18 protein-coding genes are annotated in these 20356 nt (G+C 55.1%); 7 read left to right on the top strand and 11 right to left on the bottom strand.

What is annotated here, in order from left to right; translation table 11 throughout:
- The first annotated feature begins 18 nt into the window (after positions 1-18).
- A complete protein-coding gene (locus EQV93_RS10625) occupies positions 19-2967 on the top strand; it encodes an HD domain-containing phosphohydrolase (protein ID WP_240891528.1) in 2949 nt (982 codons plus the stop codon).
- A 12-nt stretch (positions 2968-2979) separates the two neighbouring features.
- Here the strand turns inward: EQV93_RS10625 and EQV93_RS10630 are convergent, their stop codons facing one another.
- Together EQV93_RS10630 and EQV93_RS10635 are read right to left on the bottom strand one after the other, a co-directional pair.
- A complete protein-coding gene (locus EQV93_RS10630) occupies positions 2980-3462 on the bottom strand; it encodes a GAF domain-containing protein (RefSeq protein ID WP_240891529.1) in 483 nt (160 codons plus the stop codon).
- On the bottom strand, positions 3459-4349 hold the full coding sequence (locus EQV93_RS10635) for an ATP-binding protein (RefSeq protein ID WP_240891530.1): 891 nt from the start codon (positions 4347-4349) through the stop codon (positions 3459-3461). Before EQV93_RS10635 ends, EQV93_RS10630 begins: the two co-directional genes overlap by 4 nt.
- 168 nt (positions 4350-4517) lie before the next feature.
- Between EQV93_RS10635 and EQV93_RS10640 the strand changes: the two genes are divergently transcribed.
- Positions 4518-6833: an ATP-binding protein gene (locus EQV93_RS10640; RefSeq protein WP_240891531.1), complete on the top strand. Its 2316-nt coding sequence runs from the start codon at positions 4518-4520 to the stop codon at positions 6831-6833.
- A gap of 64 nt (positions 6834-6897) precedes the next feature.
- Here the strand turns inward: EQV93_RS10640 and EQV93_RS10645 are convergent, their stop codons facing one another.
- Together EQV93_RS10645 and msrB are read right to left on the bottom strand one after the other, a co-directional pair.
- Positions 6898-7386 (bottom strand): glutathione peroxidase, encoded by a 489-nt coding sequence (locus EQV93_RS10645; protein ID WP_240891532.1) that lies wholly within the window; start codon positions 7384-7386, stop codon positions 6898-6900.
- Between the two features lie 20 nt (positions 7387-7406).
- Positions 7407-7805: a peptide-methionine (R)-S-oxide reductase MsrB gene (msrB, locus tag EQV93_RS10650; protein ID WP_122784012.1), complete on the bottom strand. Its 399-nt coding sequence runs from the start codon at positions 7803-7805 to the stop codon at positions 7407-7409.
- Between the two features lie 222 nt (positions 7806-8027).
- Here msrB and EQV93_RS10655 point away from each other — a divergent pair, with 222 nt between their 5' ends.
- On the top strand, positions 8028-9239 hold the full coding sequence (locus EQV93_RS10655) for a pyridoxal phosphate-dependent aminotransferase (RefSeq protein WP_122784011.1): 1212 nt from the start codon (positions 8028-8030) through the stop codon (positions 9237-9239).
- 313 nt (positions 9240-9552) lie between these two features.
- Positions 9553-10440, top strand: coding sequence for a protease HtpX (gene htpX / locus EQV93_RS10660; protein WP_122784010.1), 888 nt, complete (start codon positions 9553-9555; stop codon positions 10438-10440).
- Positions 10441-10503: 63 nt separating this feature from the next.
- On the opposite strand, the gene EQV93_RS10665 is transcribed toward htpX, so the two are convergent.
- Positions 10504-11169, bottom strand: coding sequence for a thiopurine S-methyltransferase (locus tag EQV93_RS10665; RefSeq protein WP_240891533.1), 666 nt, complete (start codon positions 11167-11169; stop codon positions 10504-10506).
- A 101-nt stretch (positions 11170-11270) separates the two neighbouring features.
- Here EQV93_RS10665 and EQV93_RS10670 point away from each other — a divergent pair, with 101 nt between their 5' ends.
- Positions 11271-12038, top strand: a complete 768-nt coding sequence (locus EQV93_RS10670; protein WP_240891534.1) for a DODA-type extradiol aromatic ring-opening family dioxygenase — start codon at positions 11271-11273, stop codon at positions 12036-12038.
- Between the two features lie 106 nt (positions 12039-12144).
- Here EQV93_RS10670 and EQV93_RS10675 read toward each other — a convergent pair whose 3' ends face one another.
- Both EQV93_RS10675 and EQV93_RS10680 read right to left on the bottom strand, forming a co-directional pair.
- On the bottom strand, positions 12145-13815 hold the full coding sequence (locus EQV93_RS10675) for a DEAD/DEAH box helicase (protein ID WP_122784007.1): 1671 nt from the start codon (positions 13813-13815) through the stop codon (positions 12145-12147).
- Positions 13816-14186: 371 nt separating this feature from the next.
- Positions 14187-14942, bottom strand: a complete 756-nt coding sequence (locus EQV93_RS10680; RefSeq protein WP_122784006.1) for a spermidine synthase — start codon at positions 14940-14942, stop codon at positions 14187-14189.
- A gap of 155 nt (positions 14943-15097) precedes the next feature.
- Here EQV93_RS10680 and EQV93_RS10685 point away from each other — a divergent pair, with 155 nt between their 5' ends.
- Positions 15098-16444, top strand: coding sequence for a class II 3-deoxy-7-phosphoheptulonate synthase (locus EQV93_RS10685; protein WP_122784005.1), 1347 nt, complete (start codon positions 15098-15100; stop codon positions 16442-16444).
- 60 nt (positions 16445-16504) lie between these two features.
- Here the strand turns inward: EQV93_RS10685 and EQV93_RS10690 are convergent, their stop codons facing one another.
- Positions 16505-16684 carry a DUF1127 domain-containing protein gene (locus EQV93_RS10690; RefSeq protein WP_146384605.1) on the bottom strand — a complete coding sequence of 60 codons (180 nt, stop codon included), beginning with the start codon at positions 16682-16684 and terminating at the stop codon, positions 16505-16507.
- 96 nt (positions 16685-16780) lie between these two features.
- Here EQV93_RS10690 and EQV93_RS10695 point away from each other — a divergent pair, with 96 nt between their 5' ends.
- Positions 16781-17638: a LysR substrate-binding domain-containing protein gene (locus EQV93_RS10695; RefSeq protein WP_122784003.1), complete on the top strand. Its 858-nt coding sequence runs from the start codon at positions 16781-16783 to the stop codon at positions 17636-17638.
- Here EQV93_RS10695 and EQV93_RS10700 read toward each other — a convergent pair.
- The 3 genes from EQV93_RS10700 to earP form a co-directional block, all read right to left on the bottom strand.
- The gene (locus EQV93_RS10700) at positions 17628-18380 is read right to left on the bottom strand and encodes a sulfite exporter TauE/SafE family protein (protein ID WP_146383874.1); all 753 of its coding nucleotides are present in this window, start codon (positions 18378-18380) and stop codon (positions 17628-17630) included. The two genes, EQV93_RS10695 and EQV93_RS10700, sit on opposite strands and share 11 nt — an antisense overlap.
- Before the next feature lie 132 nt (positions 18381-18512).
- Positions 18513-19085, bottom strand: coding sequence for an elongation factor P (locus EQV93_RS10705; RefSeq protein ID WP_048382289.1), 573 nt, complete (start codon positions 19083-19085; stop codon positions 18513-18515).
- 49 nt (positions 19086-19134) lie between these two features.
- Positions 19135-20268, bottom strand: a complete 1134-nt coding sequence (gene earP, locus EQV93_RS10710) for an elongation factor P maturation arginine rhamnosyltransferase EarP (protein WP_240891535.1) — start codon at positions 20266-20268, stop codon at positions 19135-19137.
- Positions 20269-20356 lie beyond the last annotated feature (88 nt).

Raw genomic sequence — 20356 nt, forward strand, 5'->3', positions numbered from 1 at the left:
AACTACGCAGACACCGCCATGTCCCTTACTGCCTATCTAAAAAAGCGTCAATTCCCGCTGCACGTGCACATCAGCGCGGTATTCACACTTTTACTGTTGTTAATAGGCATTGCCTTGGCGGTGTTCAACTATTTGCAAACCACCCGCATCATTCTTGATAGCAGCCAAAAACAGTTCAATCAGATTGCTCAGGATGTACAGCAGGATCTGCTTAACACCTATCAACCCATCCGGCATGCGTTAAACCTGCTGGCACTCAACCCGAATGCCATGACCGACTCATTCGAAACCCGGATGGGACTGCTGCACCCGTTTGCGCAGGCTCTTGAAGACAATCCAAGACTCTCGGCGCTTTTTATAGGTGATAACCAAGGGAATTTCTTCCTGGTCAGACCGTTGCGCAATCAGGCGATCAAAACCCGAATTAACGCCCCCCAGCAGTCGGCTTACAGCGTGTGGACCCTCAAACGGTTTGCCGACTCCTCCGAGGTGGAATCAAAAAAACTTTTCTTTGATGATTCGCTGACACTTTTGGAAGAGCGCAACGAGCCGAATCAGACTTACGACCCGCGGCAGCGAAGCTGGTTTATTCCGGCACGTGCCAGCATTGACCACACGACGACCGATCCTTACCTGTTTTTTACTACTCAGGAAGCTGGCACCACACTGTCTAAACGCAGCACGGCAAAAGCAGTGATCGGTGCTGATCTGAGTCTTTCACAACTGTCAGAGACCCTCGCTCGACATCGGGTAACGCCCAATACGCAGATCGTCTTGTTCGATGCCGAAGGCCGAGTCGTGGCTTACCCGGATTCAGATCAGTTTTTAACTGATAAAAATGCTACGCAACTCCCTGAAATTGGCACCTTGAACCCTGCGTTGAAACTGTTGACTCAACACAGCACAGACGAGCAACAGCAGCTCAGTGACGGCAATCGCCAATGGATAACGTCTCAAGCCAGTATCAATGACAAGGGCTCAAACACCCTGAAACTGGCTCTAATGGTTCCGGAAGAAGAACTTCTGGCCGACGCCTACCAGCTTCGATGGGAAGGGATGCTTGTGACGCTGGCGATTTTGCTGCTGTGCCTACCTTTGGGCTGGCTGACCTCGCGCTTGATGGTCAAACCCCTGAAAACCCTGGTGGGGGAAGCAGAGGCCATTCGCCGTTTCGACTTCAATTACCCGATCAAACAACACTCACCGGTGTTGGAAATTGATCAGCTCGAAATGTCCATGCGCCGCATGAAAGAGACCCTTTCGAGTTTTTTTGAAATCACTGCAAGCCTGTCAGCACACACTCGGTTTGAACCCCTTTTACAGTCAGTTCTGGTTGAAACCATCAAAATCGCTCAAGCCCAGGCAGGCTTGATCTATCTCATGGAAAATGAGGGCACGCAGTTGGTGTTGAAGGGGGTGATCGTCAACGACCAGCCCCAGACCGTTGACCTCTTGACATCGAAGGTCATCAACCTCCAGCAAGACTCTCCTCCCGAGTGGCTTCGCGCGCTGTGCGATGGCAATGACAGCGTTGTGCGAACCTTCACGATGGCGCAGGCCGCAGAGTTGAAACCGGTGATGCAGGCTCTCGACAGCCAGAGCGTACATGTCATTGGCATTCGTCTGCACAACCGTCACGGCGAAACCGTCGGGGTGCTGGCGCTGCTACTAAACAACACGGGTACCCCTGCCGATCAGGAACACCTGCGATCTGACCGAATTGCCTTTATCAAGGCCGTTTCCGGGGCCGCTGCGGTATCGATTGAAAGTCAGCGCCTGCAGGATCGACAAAAACAGTTGCTCAACGCCTTTATCAAACTGCTGGCAGGGGCCATCGACGCCAAAAGCCCCTACACAGCGGGGCATTGCCAAAGAGTGCCGGTACTCACATTTATGCTGGCCGAAGCTGCCGCTGCGAGTCAGCTACCTGAATTTGCTCAGTACAACCCTACAGATGACGAGTGGGAAGCGTTGCACATTGCTGCCTGGATGCATGACTGCGGCAAGGTCACCACGCCTGAGTATGTGGTCGACAAGGCCACCAAACTTGAGACCCTGTATGACCGCATTCACGAAGTCCGCACACGCTTCGAAGTGCTTAAACGCGACGCCTGGATCAACTATTGGCAAGCACGGGCGCTGGGCGGTGATGATCAGCAGTTGACCTCGCAACGTGACGCTGCCTTGTCGCAACTGGATGATGATTTTGCGTTTGTAGCCCGTAGTAATTTGGGCGGCGAAGCTATGGCTGCAGCAGACCTTCAGCGCTTGAGCACTATTGCCAAATACACCTGGACGCGGACGCTGGATGACCGACTCGGGGTGTCCTGGGAAGAGAACAAACGTCAAGAGGGCCGCGAGGAGCAAAGTCTTCCCGTAACCGAGTGGTTACTGGACGATAAACCCGAACACCTTTTCTTAAGACCCGAGACTGAAATTATCAGCCCTGATAATCCCTCAGGCTTCAAGCTCGACGTACCGGAATTCAAGTTCAATCGGGGTGAGTTGTATAACCTGAGCATCACCCGCGGTACGTTGACCCCCGAAGAGCGCTACATCATCAACAATCACATCGTGCAAACCATTTTGATGCTTAGCCACCTGCCCTTCCCCAGCCACCTTGGAAATATTGCCGAAATTGCGGGCGGCCACCATGAAAAAATGGATGGCAGCGGTTATCCAAAACGGTTGAAACGAGAGGAAATGAGCCTGGCGGCGCGAATGATGGCCATTGCCGATATTTTCGAAGCCTTGACCGCTTCGGATCGCCCTTACAAACGCGGAAAAACACTGAGTGAGGCGCTGAAAATCATGACCGGCATGTGCCGTGATGCCCATATTGATGCGCAACTGTTCGAGCTGTTTTTACGCGAACAGATTTACATGCAGTACGCCCGGCAGTTTCTTGAGCCACATCAAATCGACACCGTTGATATCGAAGAGCTACTACTCAAAGCCGGGCGTTAAACTAATTCAGGATCAGCAATCGCTTGCACGCAAGAAAATTGCGGCAAGCGCTTCAATACCCTGCTGGTCATTTTCGCTGAACCGGCCAATGCTCGGACTGTCCAGGTCAAGTACGCCGATAAGACGCCCGTCTTTAATCAACGGCACCACCAGTTCACTGTTGGAGGCGCTGTCGCAGGCAATATGCCCGGCGAAGGCGTGTACATCTTCGACCCGCTGGGTTTGCGCAGTCGCTGCAGCAGCACCACACACCCCCCGTCCGAACGGAATGCGCACACAGGCAATCTGCCCCTGAAAAGGCCCCAATACCAGTTCTTGATTGCGATTGAGGTAAAAACCGGCCCAATTCAGGTCATCAATCTGGTGGTACAGAAAAGCTGAGAATTGGGCGGCATTGGCAATAAAATCCCGCTCATCCTCAAACAAAGACTCCAACTGCGCCGCCAATAAGGCGTAACCGTCCAGGCCTGAGCCTGTGGCGTTCAAATCAATCATTTCGCTTGCTCCAACAATTTCAATCCAACCCAGTAACGCGCGAACTGATAAGCACAGCGCCCGTTACGGTTGCCGCGCCCTGTCGCCCAGCGCACAGCTAAAATATCCAACGCTGCATCGCGCTGCCATTGCAAGCCAGCCTTGCTGGCCAGCACGTCGATCCAGTGCTCAACCACGCTCAGAAAGTGATCTTGGGTAAAAGGGTAAAACGATAGCCAAAGGCCAAATCGATCAGACAATGCAATCTTGTCTTCCACCGCTTCATTAGGGTGAAGCTCGCCATCAACGTTCTTCCAGTTCTCGTTATCACTTTCTTTTTCGGGAACCAAATGCCGCCGGTTTGAGGTGGCATAGAGCAGAACATTGTCTGGCGCTTGCTCAAGCGATCCATCCAACACACTTTTCAGAACCCGGTAATCACCTTCACCGGACTCAAATGACAAGTCATCACAAAATAAAACAAAGCGTTGTGACAAACCTTGCAACTGTTCGACAACTCGCGGGAGATCCGCCAGATGGTCACGTTCAATTTCGATCAAACGCAAGCCGGCCGGGGCATACTCGGCAAGCAACGCGCGAATGATTGACGATTTTCCGGTACCGCGCGAGCCCCACAGCAAAGCATGGTTGGCCGGCAGCCCCTCCAGAAATTGTTTAGTATTGCGCCCCAACTGATCACGCTGGCTATCGACGCCGATCAGGTCAGTAAGGCGCATCTCAAGGCTCACTTGGAGTGGCATCAAGTAACCCGAGCGGCCTTCACGTTGCCAACGGGCCGCCAGACAATCGCCCCAATCTATCGGCTCACGATGCGCTGGCAGTAAAGGTTCAAGACGCGCTAGAACTGATTCAGCCCGCTCTAAAAAGGCCACAAGTTTAGACTCCACACTATTTCCTCAGACTGATACACATGATGGCGCGTTGAAATTAAGCGCTCGGTCCCCGCCCACAAGGCGGTACAAACGACAAATCCGCCAGCCCTGAAATTGATGCGGCTCAAGCGACATTTCGATTACTCTTGCCCGCCAAAGGGAATGGAATCAGGTGCAGCACCCATGGACATAAGACTCACCCATCGCCTGTCTTATAAACAGGCAAGGTTGACAGTGCTGGTCGGCTTCATTCTGGGCACCATACTGAGCGTGGTGCAAATTGGGATCGATTATGCCAGTGAAAACGCCGCCATCAATCGTGAAATCCAGTCCCTTTTAGATATCAGTCATAATCCGGCGTCGCGAATTGCTTACAACCTGGACTCAGAACTTGCACAAGAACTGGTAATGGGTCTGCTGCGTTCACCGGCCATCACCGGCGCCAAAATCAGCGACAACGATAAAAATGTCCTCGCCGCCGTCCAGGAACAACCCGAAAGCGGCCGCTTCCGGGCGCTCAGTGATTTTTTGTACGGCTCCACGCGCAGCTTTGATGACAGGCTTTATTTCAATCACCTACCCGAACTAAGCGTCGGTGAGTTGCACCTTGAGGTGGATACATTCCCTTTTGGAAGCCGGTTCCTGCATCGCGCCGAAATTACGTTGCTCAGCGGTTTTGCCCGCAGTTTTTTGCTGACGTTCATTCTTCTGGGCCTGTTCTATTTGATGCTCACGCAGCCATTGGTGCGGGTCATTCGTGCCCTCAGCAGCAGTAAACCCGGAGACCCGCAACAACCACGCATTCAGTGCCCACCTCGACACGAAGATGACGAAATTGGTGTTTTGGTCAACGCCGCCAATCAGCAATTTGACGCAGTCGCGCGAGAAATCGAGCAGCGACGCAACGCAGAAAATCGCCTGAATGAATATTTGTCCCAACTCGAAGACATGGTCAAGGCGCGCACCCAGGAACTCGAAGCGATCAATAGACGCCTCAGCCAGTCAAATGAAGAGCTGGAAGCCGCGCGCAGCACCGCGTTGAAAATGGCTCAGGCGCGCTCTGCGTTCCTCGCCGCAATGAGCCACGAAATACGCACACCTCTGAACGGGCTTCTGGGCATGCTGGCATTGTGCCTGGACAGCCCACTGAACGCTGAGCAACACCAGCAACTGTCGATTGCCCATGACTCAGGCAAAGTACTGGTCGAACTGCTCAATGATATTCTCGACCTGTCGAAATTCGACGCCGGGCAGTTGGAGCTTGAACATATAGCTTTCGACCTGGGAACCCTGGTTGAAGACACTGCCAATCTGCTCTCGCAAAATGCAGCCCCCAGCGTTGAGCTGACCTGCTTGATTGACCCGCACTTTCCGGCACTGGTACTGGGTGACCCCACACGCGTACGCCAAATCGTCAGCAATCTATTATCCAACGCCCTGAAGTTCACTCGCTTCGGCCGTGTCGATGTGCGTTTAAGCGCACACGACGACAAGGTCAGTATCCAGGTGTGCGACACCGGTATCGGTATTGCACAAGAAGCTCAGATACGTATCTTCAGCCCATTCACTCAGGCCGGAGCCGGTATCAATCGCCAATATGGCGGTACCGGGCTGGGATTGGCGCTTACCCGCAGCCTGTGCGAAGTCATGAAGGGTCGCCTGACTATCAGTTCCGAAATTGGTTTTGGCAGTCAGTTCTGTGCTGAGCTTCCATTGCCTTGCCATACCCCGGCGATCAGTCTTGCTCCGCTGTCAGGGCAAGTGATTGCAGTCAGCGCTGAAGGCAGCGGCCTGAATGAACTGTTAAAAAGCTATTTGCCCCTCTGGGGCCTGCAATATAGCCGTTACAACCTCGGCACTTCATTGGTCGGCATTGACCTGAATCTGTTGATAACCGACTGCCCTGAATGCTTGCTTGGCGTCCGTCCAGCCATCACTGCGCCTATTCTGCTGGTCACCGCCTATGGCAATTTTATGCCGGGTGATCAAGTCAATGCTCTGGCACCGCTGCTGCAGAAAGCCAGACCACTGTCACGCCACGCGCTTTATCATGCCTTGCAACATTTGTTGCATAAAGGCGGCGACGACAACCTCAGTGTGCAAGTCAGCAATTTGCCCAGCAAACATCGCGCTCGAATATTGCTGGTAGAAGATAACCCTGTGAACCAGTTAGTCGCTAAAGGGATGCTCAGCAAGCTAGGCTGCGAAGTGGTGATTGCAGCTCATGGCGGCGAAGCCTTGACCCTTCTGGAAGACGATTTGTTTGATCTGGTGCTGATGGACTGCAACATGCCGGTAATGGATGGCTATGAGACCAGCCGTCAAATCCGCCAGAGCAGTCGTTGGTCAGAGCTGCCGATTGTTGCCTTGACGGCCAATGCCATGCCCGAGGAGCGGGAGCGCTGCCGCTCCGCGGGCATGAATGACTACCTGGCCAAACCGTTCCGGCGTGAAGAACTGGCAGCCCTGCTGGATACATGGGTGCCACTCAAGGCGTAAACACTGTGATTGCCAGCCCTTGGGAAGGTTATCTCCTGCGGGGGGCTCGCTCGCTACGTGCCCTTCAGCTTTTATCCAGCAGTGCTTCAATGTCCGCTTTGAGCGCTTCAGGCTTGGTCGCCGGGGCAAAGCGCTTTACGCGTCCGTCAGGCTCAATCAGAAACTTGGTAAAGTTCCACTTGATCCCTTTGGAGCCCAAGACTCCCGGAGCCCGTTTTTTGAGCTCAATGAACAGCGGATGGGCATTCTGGCCGTTGACCTCCACCTTCTTGAACAATGGAAAGGTCACGCCAAAATTCAATTCACAAAACTCGGAAATGGCCGCTTCATCTCCAGGTTCTTGCTTGCCGAACTGATTACACGGAAAACCAAGAATCACCAGCCCTTGGTCTTTATACGCTTGCCACAGTTTCTCAAGGCCTTTGTACTGCGGCGTGAAGCCACATTTGCTGGCGGTGTTGACCACCAACACGGCTTTACCCGCAAAGTCCGCCAGCGTCTTTTGCTCGCCGCCCAGCGTGGTGCAAGGAATAGTGAACAGTTTGTCAGTCATTGTGCAGCCTCAGAGGCGGACTAGCCGTGGCGGGGAACCAGGTTCAGGCACACCGAGTTGATGCAGTAACGCAGCCCGGTGGGTGGAGGACCGTCTGGAAAGACATGACCCAGATGTGCATCGCACTTTGCACAGACCACCTCGGTTCGGACCATGCCATGGCTGACATCACGAATCTCGACCATCGCACTGTCACCAATGGGTGCGTAAAAGCTCGGCCAGCCACAACCGGAATCAAATTTGGTGCTGGAATCGAACAGCGGCTCATTGCAGCAAATACAGTGATAAACCCCATCGGTTTTAGTCGCGTTGTATTTCCCCGAGAAAGGTCGCTCGGTGCCCTTGAGGCGGCAGACATTGTATTGCTCAGGATCAAGCATCGCCTTCCATTCTTCTTGGGTTTTACTTAACTTTTCCATGGTTCTACCTCTGCAACTGAAAAAGCCCGACCAGTGGCTTTTCCAGGGATCGGGTGGCACGTATGATTGCGCCTCGTTATGCGCCAGTCTGGCACCCGCTCAATCTGCATACAAACGGATTCTTGAAGCAGGGCGGTGTTTGCCACTGCGTGAAAACGCAGAATTTCCCAGAGCTGTGGTACTCACACGGTCTGGATCGTTCATTTTCGGGATCACATCGCCATGCAGGTCAGCAAATCAAACAAGCTCGCCAACGTCTGTTATGACATTCGCGGCCCAGTGCTAAAGCACGCCAAACGACTGGAAGAGGAAGGCCATCGCATCCTCAAGCTGAATATCGGCAACCCGGCGCCCTTTGGTTTTGAAGCGCCGGATGAAATCCTTCAGGACGTGATCCGCAATCTGCCAACGGCGCAAGGCTACAGTGACTCAAAAGGCCTCTTCAGCGCGCGCAAGGCCGTCATGCAGTACTACCAGCAAAAACAGGTCGAAGGCGTCGGTATCGAAGACGTTTACCTGGGTAATGGTGTGTCCGAACTGATCGTGATGTCACTGCAAGCCTTGCTCAACAATGGCGACGAAGTGCTGGTGCCGGCACCGGACTACCCTCTGTGGACCGCCGCCGTAACACTGGCTGGCGGCCATCCCGTGCACTACCTGTGCGACGAACAGGCCAATTGGTGGCCCGACCTGGCTGACATCAAGGCCAAGATCACCCCCAATACCAAGGCTATGGTCATCATCAACCCCAATAACCCGACGGGGGCTGTGTACTCCAAAGAAGTGCTGCTGGGCATGCTCGAACTGGCGCGCCAGCACAACCTGGTGGTGTTCTCGGACGAGATCTACGACAAGATTCTTTACGATGATGCAGTGCACATCTGCACCGCATCATTGGCACCCGATGTGTTGTGCCTGACCTTCAACGGCCTGTCCAAGTCGTACCGGGTGGCAGGTTTCCGCTCCGGCTGGATCGCCATCTCCGGCCCCAAGCACAATGCTCAAAGTTACATTGAAGGCATCGACATGCTGGCCAATATGCGCCTGTGCGCAAACGTACCCAGCCAACATGCCATTCAAACCGCACTCGGTGGCTATCAGAGCATTAATGATCTGGTGCTGCCAAACGGTCGCCTTCTGGAACAGCGTAACCGCACCTGGGAACTGCTGAACGACATCCCGGGGGTCAGCTGTGTCAAACCGATGGGCGCACTTTATGCCTTCCCACGCATCGATCCAAAAGTCTGCCCGATCCTCAACGATGAAAAATTCGTTCTGGACCTGCTGCTTTCGGAAAAACTATTGGTGGTTCAAGGCACCGCGTTCAACTGGCCATGGCCAGATCACTTCCGCGTTGTAACCTTGCCGCGCGTCGATGAATTGGACATGGCCATCGGTCGAATCGGAAGTTTTCTTAAAAACTACCGTCAGTAATTTCATCCTGTGCTGTGCGATGACAGAAAAGTCGCACAGCATGTGTCGAATTAAATATTCTTCATTTCCTCCCTCGCCCCGCAAAATCCACGGCCAACGTTTTTTTTGAAACCCCTGATATCCCGGTTTTGCTGGCTATGGCTAAGCAATCCCCCAAAAAAAAGCCAATTACTTTATTAGGAAATTTCTTGCACGTGACTAGAATTCATTTGTAGGACACAGTTTGAAATAGTCGCTCGGTTGAATAGCCTGTGGCAGCACCTTATATACCCGCATGCGGCAACACCTTTAAGACGAGGAGATTCTTACAACCATGATGCGCATTCTGCTGTTTTTGGCCACTAACCTGGCGGTCGTGCTGATTGCCAGCATTACCTTGAGCCTGTTCGGCTTTGACGGGTTCATGGCGGCCAACGGGGTTGATCTGAACCTCAGTCAGCTATTGATATTCTGTGCCGTCTTTGGTTTTGCTGGGTCTTTGTTCTCACTCTTCATATCCAAATGGATGGCGAAGATGAGCACCAGCACCCAAGTGATTACTCAACCACGTACCCGCCATGAACAATGGCTGATTCAGACTGTTGAGCAGCTCTCGCGAGAAGCTGGGATCAAGATGCCCGAAGTGGGTATTTTCCCGGCCTATGAGGCGAACGCCTTTGCCACCGGCTGGAACAAAAATGACGCGTTGGTCGCGGTGAGTCAGGGTTTGCTGGAGCGTTTTTCGCCTGACGAAGTAAAAGCCGTTCTGGCCCACGAAATTGGTCACGTCGCCAACGGCGATATGGTGACACTGGCGCTGATTCAGGGCGTGGTGAACACCTTCGTGATGTTTTTCGCCCGTATCATCGGCAACTTTGTCGACAAAGTCGTGTTCAAGAACGACGAAGGCCGCGGGATTGCTTACTACGTAGCGACCATCTTCGCCGAACTGGTTCTGGGCTTCCTAGCCAGCGCCATCGTGATGTGGTTCTCGCGCAAACGTGAATTCCGCGCTGACGAAGCCGGTGCTCATTTGGCGGGTACCACCGCCATGATCAGTGCCCTGCAGCGCCTGCGCTCCGAACAGGGCTTGCCGGTGCATATGCCGGACACAATGGCTGCATTTGGCATCAATGGCGGGCTCAAGCAAGGTTTGGCACGGATGTTCATGAGCCATCCACCCCTTGAAGAACGCATCGACGCACTGCGTCGCCGCGGCTAAAACCTGCGGCAAACGCCGAAAAAGAAAAAGGGTGACGCTGGTCACCCTTTTTTGTGCCTGCATTCAGCTAATGGCTGTTTTATTCAGCCGATAGACACGCTCAACCAGACGCGTAACGCCACCCTTGAGAAATTTCCACTCCTGATCAAGAACGTCCGGCTGCTCGACTACCTCCAGTGACCAGGCAGGACACAGAAGGCTTTCAACTTCTGCGTGCGGCACTGAAAAAGGCGGGCCTTTCATCTGTGACTGGTCGTAATCGAGCGTTATCAATAAGCCTTTGCACCCATTCGGGAGAATCTGTGTCATGTGCCCCGCATAAGCGGCACGCATCTCCACAGGTAAGGCAATCATTGCCGCGCGGTCATAGAACGCCGAACAGTCAGCCACGTCTGCCGCCGACAGTGCAAAAATATCCCCGCACATAATCCTCACAGGGCCGGCCTCATAGACCTTGAAGGCACCCTGCTGCCGGATGTTGGGCACGACCTTCTGCTCAGCGAAAAACTGCTCTACGGCCGTCTGCGAGAGCTCTATGCCCAACACGTCATACCCTTGGGCCGCCAACCAGCTTAAATCGAGACTTTTGCCACAAAGAGGCACCAGAACGCGACTGCCCTGCGCCACATCCAGTGTGGGCCACAAACGTCTCAAGTAAGGGTTGACCTCTTGAAGATGAAAGCCGATCTGATTGCGCTCCCATCGGTCGTGCCAAAATTCGGGCTGCATGATTCACCTTTAAATTCGATAAATAAGCGCTAAAACTTATATTGGATTTAGATCAATGATCGGGATGAAGATGACCCATCTTAACCTTGAGGACATCGTTCATGCTTCCCAGCCTGTATATCTCTCACGGCTCGCCGATGCTAGCGCTGGAACCGGGCGCCAGTGGCCCGGCGCTTGAGCGCTTGGCCGCCGAGTTACCACGGCCCAAAGCCATTGTGCTGGTTTCGGCGCACTGGGAAAGTGCTGACTTGCGAGTCGCCAGCCACCCTGCCCCGACAACCTGGCATGACTTCGGCGGTTTCCCGCCCGCCTTGTTTGCCGTGCAATACCCGGCCCCCGGTGAGCCGACGCTTGCGGCCCATGTTGTAGAGCTGCTTGGCGAGCATGGCCTGTCGGCCAGTCTTGACCCCAACCGACCTTTTGACCACGGCGCTTGGGTACCGCTATCGCTGATGTACCCGGCGGCGGATATTCCTGTGGTGCAAATTTCCCTGCCCAGTCTCCTTGGGCCAGCAGGCCAAACCCAGGTAGGACGGGCGTTGAGCGTTTTGCGCAGTGAGGGGGTGCTGCTGATCGGCTCAGGCAGCATTACCCACAACCTGCGCGAACTTGATTGGCACGCAGGCACTGAAAATGCGTTGCCCTGGGCATTGGCCTTTCGTGAATGGATCATCGAAAAGCTGGCTGCCAACGACGAAGCGGCTCTGCATGATTACCGGCAGCTAGCGCCCTTTGCGGCACGAAACCATCCAAGCGACGAGCACTTGCTGCCGCTGTATTTTGCTCGCGGTGCCGGCGGCGATTTCAGTGTTGCGCACAAAGGGTGGACGCTGGGCGCACTGGGAATGGATATCTATCGGTTTGGATAATTCGCGCAGTCGCTGACGAGGAACGAAGGCTCAGCACAAACCACAGGCAAAAAAAATCCCCGAACCAGTCGGGGATTTTTTTAGCGATCAATCACTGCAACAGTGATTAATCTTCGCGGTAGCGACGCAGCTTGAGCTGCTTGCCAGCAACGCGGGTGTCTTTCAGTTTGGCCAGCAAACTTTCCAGACCCACTTCCGGCAACTCTACCAGGCTGAAGCTGTCACGCACCTGGATGCGACCGATCGCTTCACGTGCCAGGCCACCCTCGTTGAGGATAGCGCCCAGCAGGTTCTTGGCAGCGATGCCATCACGTGCGCCCAGCGCAGTACGGCAGCGAGCACGGCCTTCGGCCAATGGAACCGGAGCACGACGCTCACGATCACCACGGTCCGGACGGTCACCCGAACGCTCGGAACGCTCACGCGGTGCGCTGTTCGGCACCAGTGGACGCTCACGCTCGATAGCAGCCAGCGTCAGGGCCTGACCATTGGTTGCTTTACGCAGCAGGGCCGCGGCCAAAGCACGTGGGCTGCAACCGATATCGGCAATCAGACGATCCAGCAGATCACCATGAGTCGATTCAGCGTCAGCAACCAGCGGCGTCAGGCTGTTGGTCAACTTCTTGATGCGGGCATCAAGAACAGCTTGAGCATCCGGCAGGCGGACTTCAGCAACTTTCTGACCCGTTACACGCTCGATCACTTGCAGCATGCGGCGCTCACGTGGAGTCACCAGCAACAATGCACGACCTTCGCGACCGGCACGGCCGGTACGGCCGATACGGTGAACGTAGGACTCTGGATCGTAAGGCATGTCAACGTTGAACACGTGAGTGATACGTGGAACATCGAGACCACGGGCAGCAACGTCGGTCGCAACAACGATGTCCAGACGGCCATCCTTGAGGGAGTCGATAACGCGCTCACGTTGGTTCTGAGCAATGTCACCGTTCAGCGCAGCAGCTTTATAGCCTTTGGCTTCAAGGGCACTGGCAAGATCCAGGGTCGCTTGTTTGGTACGCACGAACATGATCAGCGCGTCGAAGTCTTCAACTTCCAGCAGGCTCAATACAGCCGAGGTCTTCTGGTCAGCGTGAACCAACAGGTGAGCCTGTTCGATCGCGGTAACGGTCTGAGTCTTGGTCTGGATCTTCACGTGTTGCGGATCGCGCAGATGGCGTTCAGCAATGGCACGGATCGACTGCGGCAAAGTTGCCGAGAACAGTACGGTCTGACGGGTTGCAGGCAAGGACTTGAAGATCACTTCAAGGTCGTCCATGAAACCCAGTTTGAGCATTTCGTCGGCTTCGTCGAGAACCAGGTGGTTCACAGTCGCCAATACTTTTTCGTCGCGACGCAGGTGGTCGCACAGACGGCCCGGAGTGGCGACAACGATCTGAGCGCCATTACGGATTGCTTTCAGTTGTGGGCCCATAGGGGCGCCGCCGTAAACGGCTACAACAGTAACGCCCGGCATTTGCTTGGCGTAGGTTTCGAAAGCGGTTGCTACTTGCAGCGCCAACTCACGGGTTGGCGCCAGGATCAGGGCTTGCGGCTCGCGCTTAGCAGGATCGATGCGATGCAGAATCGGCAGTGCGAACGCGGCGGTTTTACCCGTACCGGTTTGCGCCTGACCAATCATGTCGTGACCGGCCATAATGATCGGGATCGATTGATGCTGAATAGCCGAAGGTTCTTCGTAGCCAGTCGCTGCGACTGCTGCAAGAATGTTCGGATTAAGATTAAAAGCGGCGAAGCCGCCGGTTTCCTGGGTCATGGGTCTGCCTCTAAGTGCATCCGCAAAGACCCATGCTCCAAAGCTGCGCATGCCGTGTAAGACTCAAGAGTCGCCCTGGCTGCTTTGTCGGCGGGGATTTGCGAAAACGTTTAAATGAATGGAGCGTTCAGGGTTGTCCGCGAAACGGACGAGCAGCCGAAGCGTGCTTCGGGAAATGCGACACCTAAACGTGGCCCGGCTAAAGGCCGGCGCGCACTATACCGGATTTATCAAAAAAAAGAAGCGCTTTTTTAAGACAAAATAGCCTGTATGCCTCTATAGGCCGGGCTTCAACGATATTTTTCGGTTTAAAAAATCATCAAACGCCTGCCGGCACGGGAGCAAAGGCTAAAACGATTCATCTTTACACCTCACGTAGCAGGGCGAATCGCCTTGATCAGTGACTCAAGTGAATAGCCCAACCGCGGCGCCAAGGCTTGAGCCCTTGCCGTCAGCGCGTCTAGATCAAGTGTCTGGTCAAGCTCGGCAGGCACCATAAGGATGACATTGCCCTCTTTGACCGGCAGTTCCCAGTAATGACGGTGATAAAGCCCGCGCAGCAAAGCAGCTCCAAGCGGTTTGCCATCGTCTGTTGCCCACTGGTTAATGATGAGCCAGCCATTGGGCGCGAGCTTCTTCTGGCAGTTCTCCAAAAATGTCCACGCCAAATGCCCGGCTGCCGGCCCCAGATCGTTATACAGGTCGACGAAAATAAGGTCGGCCGGCTCGGCGCTGTCCAGCAGTTCAAGCGCATCACCGATGCGGATGTACAACCGCGGGTCATCGTCCAGCCCCAAGTATTCGATGGCCAGACGCGGTACGTCTGGACGCAGCTCAATCGCTTCAACGTCTTCAAGGGGCAAGAACTTAAGACAAGCCTGCGTCAGAGTGCCGGCACCCAAACCCAGAAACAACGCACTCTCCGGCGCTTCATGGCACAGCGCCCCGATCAGCATGGCCCGGGTGTAGTCGTATTCCAGCCAGCTGGGGTCCGCCGTAAACACACAGCTTTGCTCGATCGCATCACCAAATTCGAGGAAGCGGTAATCAGCCACTTCCAGCACTCGAATCATGCCGAAATCATCATGGACTTCGGCGAGCAGACGCTCCACGCGCTCCTCAGACATTTCCTCTCCTTACCGCGCTCCGGCACACCCGCCGCACTGTAAATCAACCACTCATCATGAGCGCAAAGGCGCGATTGTCAGCGATTGCGGCTTAATAGGTCACGCACTAATTGCTGCTAACATGCGTCACCCACTTCCGAAAACTAGAGTCTGCGATGAGCCAATCCTGGAGCCCTGACAGCTGGCGCGCCCTGCCGATCCAGCAACAACCCCACTACCCGGACGCAGCGCACCTGCTGCGAGTCGAGCAAAGCCTGGCCAGTTATCCGCCATTGGTGTTCGCCGGAGAGGCCCGAGAGCTGCGCCGACAGTTTGCCGAGGTGACTCAAGGACGAGCGTTTCTGCTTCAGGGCGGTGATTGCGCCGAGAGTTTTGCGGAATTTTCAGCCGCCAAGATCCGCGACACTTTCAAAGTGTTGCTGCAAATGGCCATTGTCATGACCTTCGCCGCGGGCTGCCCAGTGGTGAAAGTCGGGCGCATGGCCGGGCAATTCGCCAAACCGCGCTCAGCCAATGATGAAACGATCAATGGGGTCACGCTGCCCGCTTATCGCGGCGATATCGTCAACGGCATCGGCTTTGATGAAAAAAGCCGTGTGCCTGATCCAGAGCGCTTGTTGCAGTCGTACCACCAGTCCACGGCCACCTTGAACCTGCTGCGCGCATTTGCCCAAGGCGGCTTTGCCGACCTGCACCAGGTGCACAAGTGGAACCTGGACTTTATCGCCAACTCAGCGCTGGCCGAAAAATACAGCCAGTTGGCCGATCGTATCGACGAAACCCTGGCATTCATGCGCGCCTGCGGCATGGACAGCTCGCCGCAGCTGCGCGAAACCAGCTTCTTTACCGCCCACGAAGCGTTGCTGCTCAACTATGAAGAAGCCTTTGTGCGCCGCGACAGTCTGACCAACGATTACTACGACTGCTCGGCCCATATGCTGTGGATCGGCGATCGGACACGTCAGCTCGATGGTGCCCACGTCGAGTTCCTGCGCGGGGTCAACAACCCGATCGGGGTCAAGGTCGGGCCAAGCATGAACAACGAGGACTTGATTCGCCTGATCGATATTCTCAACCCGCAAAACGATCCGGGCCGTCTCAATCTGATCGTGCGCATGGGCGCTGACAAAGTGGGTGATCACTTGCCTCAGCTGATTCGCGCCGTGGAAGGCGAAGGCAAACAAGTGCTGTGGAGCTGCGATCCGATGCACGCCAACACTATCAAGGCGAGCAGCGGCTACAAGACCCGTGATTTTGCGCAGATCCTCGGTGAAGTGAAGCAATTCTTCCAGGTGCACGAAGCCGAGGGCAGTTATGCCGGCGGAATTCATATCGAGATGACCGGGCAGAACGTCACCGAGTGCATTGGCGGGGCTAACCCGATCACCGAAGACGGGTTATCAGATCGTTACCACACCCACTGCGACCCGCGCATGAACGCCGACCAATCGCTGGAACTGGCATTTTTAATTGCCGAGACGCTGAAACAGGTTAAACGCTAAACGCTTCCAACCCTCTCCCCACGGGAGAGGGTTGGGCTAAGGGCCTTGCACACCGCGTACTCACTTGTTAAACGGGTCATCCCAAAAAGCCCTCTGACTTTCAGTCTCAATGTCCGCCCTGCTCAGCCCCAGATCCTTCAGCGCTGCATCGCTGATACGCCTCAGGTACGCTCTTTCCCGCGAAAGCTGATACCAGCGAGCAACCTGAGTCATCCACATCCTGCCTCTTTGACCTTTCATCACTTGGCACCTCCGTTGAGATGGCTCAAGTCTCTACTCGGGCGTAATATCAATCCAACGAATGTTTCTTATGCAATACATCTCAGAGATTGATGAATGGCCGACTTCCCCAGTATCGACACGGATTTGTTGCGTACCTTCGCCGCGATTGCCGATCACGGCGGGTTTACCCGTGCCGCTGAAGTCATCAATCGCACACAATCAGCCGTGAGCATGCAAATGAAACGGCTGGAGGAAGACGTACTGCAGTGCGCACTGTTCCAGCGTGATGGACGCACTGTCAGCCTCACCCCTGAAGGGGTCGTGCTGCTCAGTTATGCCCGGCGCATTCTTAAACTGCACAGTGAAGTGATTAATACCCTGCGCCAGCCACACATGGTCGGCACCGTGAAAATCGGTTCGCCCGATGACTATGTGATGAGATTTTTACCCGGCGTGCTGTCTCGCTTTGCTCAGGACTACCCGCTGATCAATGTCGAAGTGCATTGTGAGCCGTCAGCATTGTTGCTGCAGCGCAGTGACCTCGACCTGACCATCGTGACCCGAAAACCCGGCACTGAAATGGGCCAGATCCTGCGTCAGGAGCGCTTTGTGTGGATGGTGGCCCAAGGCTTCTCGCCCCACGAACAAACACCCTTGCCACTGGCGATGTTCAATACCGATTGCTTTTGCCGAACCTGGGCCTGCAATGCACTGGATATTCAGCAACGCGAATACCGTGTGGCCTACACCAGTGCCAGCCTCGCGGCGATCAATGCCGTGGTCAGCACCGGCCTGGCTGTTACTGCCCAGTTGCAAAGTCTGCTGACGGATAATCTGCGAATCATCGGCAAGGAAGAAAACCTGCCTACGCTCCCCTCTGCCAGCATTGTGCTACTGCGTAAGCCCAACAGTACCCCTTCACCCATTATTGAGTGCTTTGCCGAGTACATCGTGGAAGGTTTTAAGCTTTGAGCGCCAGCAACGCGGCGCACAGCAGCAAGAAGGCACAGTACAAGCCTCGCAACAGGCGCTCCGGCATGGCGTGAGCCATCTTCACGCCCCAACTGATGCTCAACAGACCGCCGACAGCCATCGGGATTCCCATGCCCCAGTTGACCTCCCCGTGGGCCGCATAGGTCAGCAGCGTAACCGCTGTGCTGGGTGCAGCAAGGGCCAGCGACAAGCCTTGGGCAACCACTTGAGTCGTGCCAAACACACTGGTCAGCACGGGAGCCGCCACCACTGCACCGCCCACGCCAAACAGGCCGCCCGTGGTGCCCGCCACCGCGCCTAACACACCAAACCATGGCCAGCCAAACCGGGAGCCGGTCACTGGCGGGGCCGACGAGGTGAGCATTTTGATCAGGTTATACAGGGTGATCACGAGCAGGAAGGCGACAAATCCCCAGCGAATAATGCGCCCATCAACCCCGACAGCAAGCATTGCGCCTAACCATGCGAAGCTGAAACTCATCAGCACCAGCGGCAACGCCTGACGCAGATTGATCCGGTTGCGCTGCTGATAGCGGTACAGCGCCAAAAACACATTGGGCACTGACATTGCCAAGGCTGTACCTTGCGCCAACTGCTGATCCAGCCCGAACCACAACCCAAGGACCGGGATCGCGATTAGCCCGCCACCGATCCCGAACAACCCGCCCAACGCTCCCATCGCGACACCTAAGGCGCCATACATTACAAAATCGATCAGCATTACGGCCCCTCTTCGTGAACCCGCATGCTATCCACTCGCCCGCGCCTGGCAAAGCGTCAGAGCATACTTTTTAACGGCGAAAAAAAGCCCGACCTTAAGGCCGGGCTTTTCAGAGTGCGGTTAACGCCAGGTTTAAACCTTGGCGCGGCCCTTGTAGGAGCCACCGTCACGGGTATCGATCTCGATCCAGTCGCCGATTTCAACGAAATCTGCAACGCTCAGCTCAGTACCGTTTTTCAGTTTGGCAGGCTTCATCACCTTGCCCGAAGTGTCGCCGCGAGCGGAACCTTCGGTGTAGTCAACCTGACGCACGATAGTGGTCGGCAGCTCTACGGAAACCAGACGCTCTTCAAAGAAGATAGCTTCGCAAACGTCGGTCATGCCTTCTTCGATGAAAGGCAGAACAGCTTCGATGTCTTCAGCGTTCAACTCGTACATGGTGTAGTCAGTGGTGTCCATGAACGTGTAGGTGTCGCCGCTGATGAAGGACAGGGTCGCTTCTTTGCGATCCAGGATCACGTCATCCAGCTTGTCGTCAGCGCTGTATACGATTTCAGTCTTGTAGCCAGTCAGCAGGTTCTTCAGCTTGGTCTTCATGATTGCGCTGTTACGACCGGACTTGGTGAATTCAGCTTTCTGAACCAACCAAGGGTCGTTTTCGAGCTTGATGACTGTACCGGGTTTAAGCTCTTTACCAGTTTTCATTGCGAGTATCCGAATTTGGATTGAGATTTACAAAAATCTAGGCCGCGTATCATATCCAATTTCTATAAAACAGTACTAGCGCTTGAGCAAGATCCGCTTGCAATGACTGTTCCAGACACCAGCGCTCGGCATGCGCAGCCAGCTCTGGCCAGTGCTCAAGCAGCTGATTCCAGGCCGCAGCCATATCTGAACCCGCATTCCAGGCATGCCACAGGCGTGTGAACGCATCAGCGGCCCCGGGCGAAAGGCCTTTAACATACAAAGCGAGAAACGCATTGAGCTTGTCCCAGTGCGCATTTTCTTCCTGCTCGTAGATATGCCAAAGAAATGGCCGTCCCGCCCATTGCGCCCGCACAAACGAGTCCTCGCCGCGCACTGCATTGAAATCACAGCACCATAACAACGTGTCGTAGTCCTGCTGGCGGACAAACGGTAACGCCTGAACGACCAACGCCCCACGCTGCTCGACCGAACCCAGCGCCAATTCGTCGACCCCGAGCCAGCGCAACAAATCACCCATAATGCGGCTTTGCGGCACCAACAGATGAGTGGGCGCGGAGCCTGCGGCCATTGCATCCAGCCAGCTGGCCAAGCCGCTATTCTCGTAAGCAAACAGGGAGATAAGGCGGGCATTATCAGCCGTATACACGCCCAACCCCTGCAAAAAAGCCTGTTTCGCTTGGGGAGCTTGATCAAATGCACGTCGCCGAGCAAGCAAATCGGCTTCACGCAGCAGCCCTCCCGTCCCAGCACCGAACCCTGGAAAAAAGAACATTCGCTTCAAGCCATCAGGCCGCAGCGATGGCAACCCATGACAACCGCTGACCCAGTCTTCAGCGCTCAAATATTCCAGGTTGATCCATAAGGCAGGCGTCGGGCGGGCTTTCATGGCCTGCAAATAAGCCTGCGGGAGCTTGCAGCCGAAGGCCTCAACTACCACATCCGCGACCTCTACCACGGGCCATTGCTCAGGCCACTGACACACGTGAACACCCTGCTGCCATTGCTGGGCAACGCTCGGGTCAGCTTCCGGGCAAAGGGGAGCAAAGGCCTTTAAGTCATCGACCCAGAGCCGCACGGATTGCTGATGCTCAGCAACCAGCTGCCGGGCCAGACGCCAGGTGACTCCAATGTCGCCGTAGTTATCGACCACACTGCAAAAAATATCCCAGGAGGCTTTCATTCCGGGCTCCCACATTCAAAGGACCGATTGTCCGCATATTTCGACGCCGACAGAAGACTTACGACGGATTAATCGGCCAGGTAGTCGT

It is taken from the genome of Pseudomonas sp. TMW22091 (genome assembly GCF_022496705.1).
Taxonomy (GTDB): domain Bacteria; phylum Pseudomonadota; class Gammaproteobacteria; order Pseudomonadales; family Pseudomonadaceae; genus Aquipseudomonas; species Aquipseudomonas saxonica.

Excerpts from the sequence above, each read along its gene's own strand:
- earP (WP_240891535.1), bottom strand. The coding sequence starts at position 20,268 with ATGAAAGCCTCCTGGGATATTTTTTGCAGTGTGGTCGATAACTACGGC.
- EQV93_RS10675 (WP_122784007.1), bottom strand. The coding sequence starts at position 13,815 with ATGACCCAGGAAACCGGCGGCTTCGCCGCTTTTAATCTTAATCCGAAC.
- htpX (WP_122784010.1), top strand. The coding sequence starts at position 9,553 with ATGATGCGCATTCTGCTGTTTTTGGCCACTAACCTGGCGGTCGTGCTG.
- EQV93_RS10705 (WP_048382289.1), bottom strand. The coding sequence starts at position 19,085 with ATGAAAACTGGTAAAGAGCTTAAACCCGGTACAGTCATCAAGCTCGAA.
- EQV93_RS10645 (WP_240891532.1), bottom strand. The coding sequence starts at position 7,386 with ATGACTGACAAACTGTTCACTATTCCTTGCACCACGCTGGGCGGCGAG.
- EQV93_RS10685 (WP_122784005.1), top strand. The coding sequence starts at position 15,098 with ATGAGCCAATCCTGGAGCCCTGACAGCTGGCGCGCCCTGCCGATCCAG.
- EQV93_RS10690 (WP_146384605.1), bottom strand. The coding sequence starts at position 16,684 with ATGAAAGGTCAAAGAGGCAGGATGTGGATGACTCAGGTTGCTCGCTGG.
- EQV93_RS10640 (WP_240891531.1), top strand. The coding sequence starts at position 4,518 with ATGGACATAAGACTCACCCATCGCCTGTCTTATAAACAGGCAAGGTTG.
- EQV93_RS10625 (WP_240891528.1), top strand. The coding sequence starts at position 19 with ATGTCCCTTACTGCCTATCTAAAAAAGCGTCAATTCCCGCTGCACGTG.
- EQV93_RS10700 (WP_146383874.1), bottom strand. The coding sequence starts at position 18,380 with ATGCTGATCGATTTTGTAATGTATGGCGCCTTAGGTGTCGCGATGGGA.
- EQV93_RS10695 (WP_122784003.1), top strand. The coding sequence starts at position 16,781 with ATGGCCGACTTCCCCAGTATCGACACGGATTTGTTGCGTACCTTCGCC.
- EQV93_RS10655 (WP_122784011.1), top strand. The coding sequence starts at position 8,028 with ATGCAGGTCAGCAAATCAAACAAGCTCGCCAACGTCTGTTATGACATT.
- msrB (WP_122784012.1), bottom strand. The coding sequence starts at position 7,805 with ATGGAAAAGTTAAGTAAAACCCAAGAAGAATGGAAGGCGATGCTTGAT.
- EQV93_RS10630 (WP_240891529.1), bottom strand. The coding sequence starts at position 3,462 with ATGATTGATTTGAACGCCACAGGCTCAGGCCTGGACGGTTACGCCTTA.
- EQV93_RS10680 (WP_122784006.1), bottom strand. The coding sequence starts at position 14,942 with ATGTCTGAGGAGCGCGTGGAGCGTCTGCTCGCCGAAGTCCATGATGAT.
- EQV93_RS10670 (WP_240891534.1), top strand. The coding sequence starts at position 11,271 with ATGCTTCCCAGCCTGTATATCTCTCACGGCTCGCCGATGCTAGCGCTG.
- EQV93_RS10665 (WP_240891533.1), bottom strand. The coding sequence starts at position 11,169 with ATGCAGCCCGAATTTTGGCACGACCGATGGGAGCGCAATCAGATCGGC.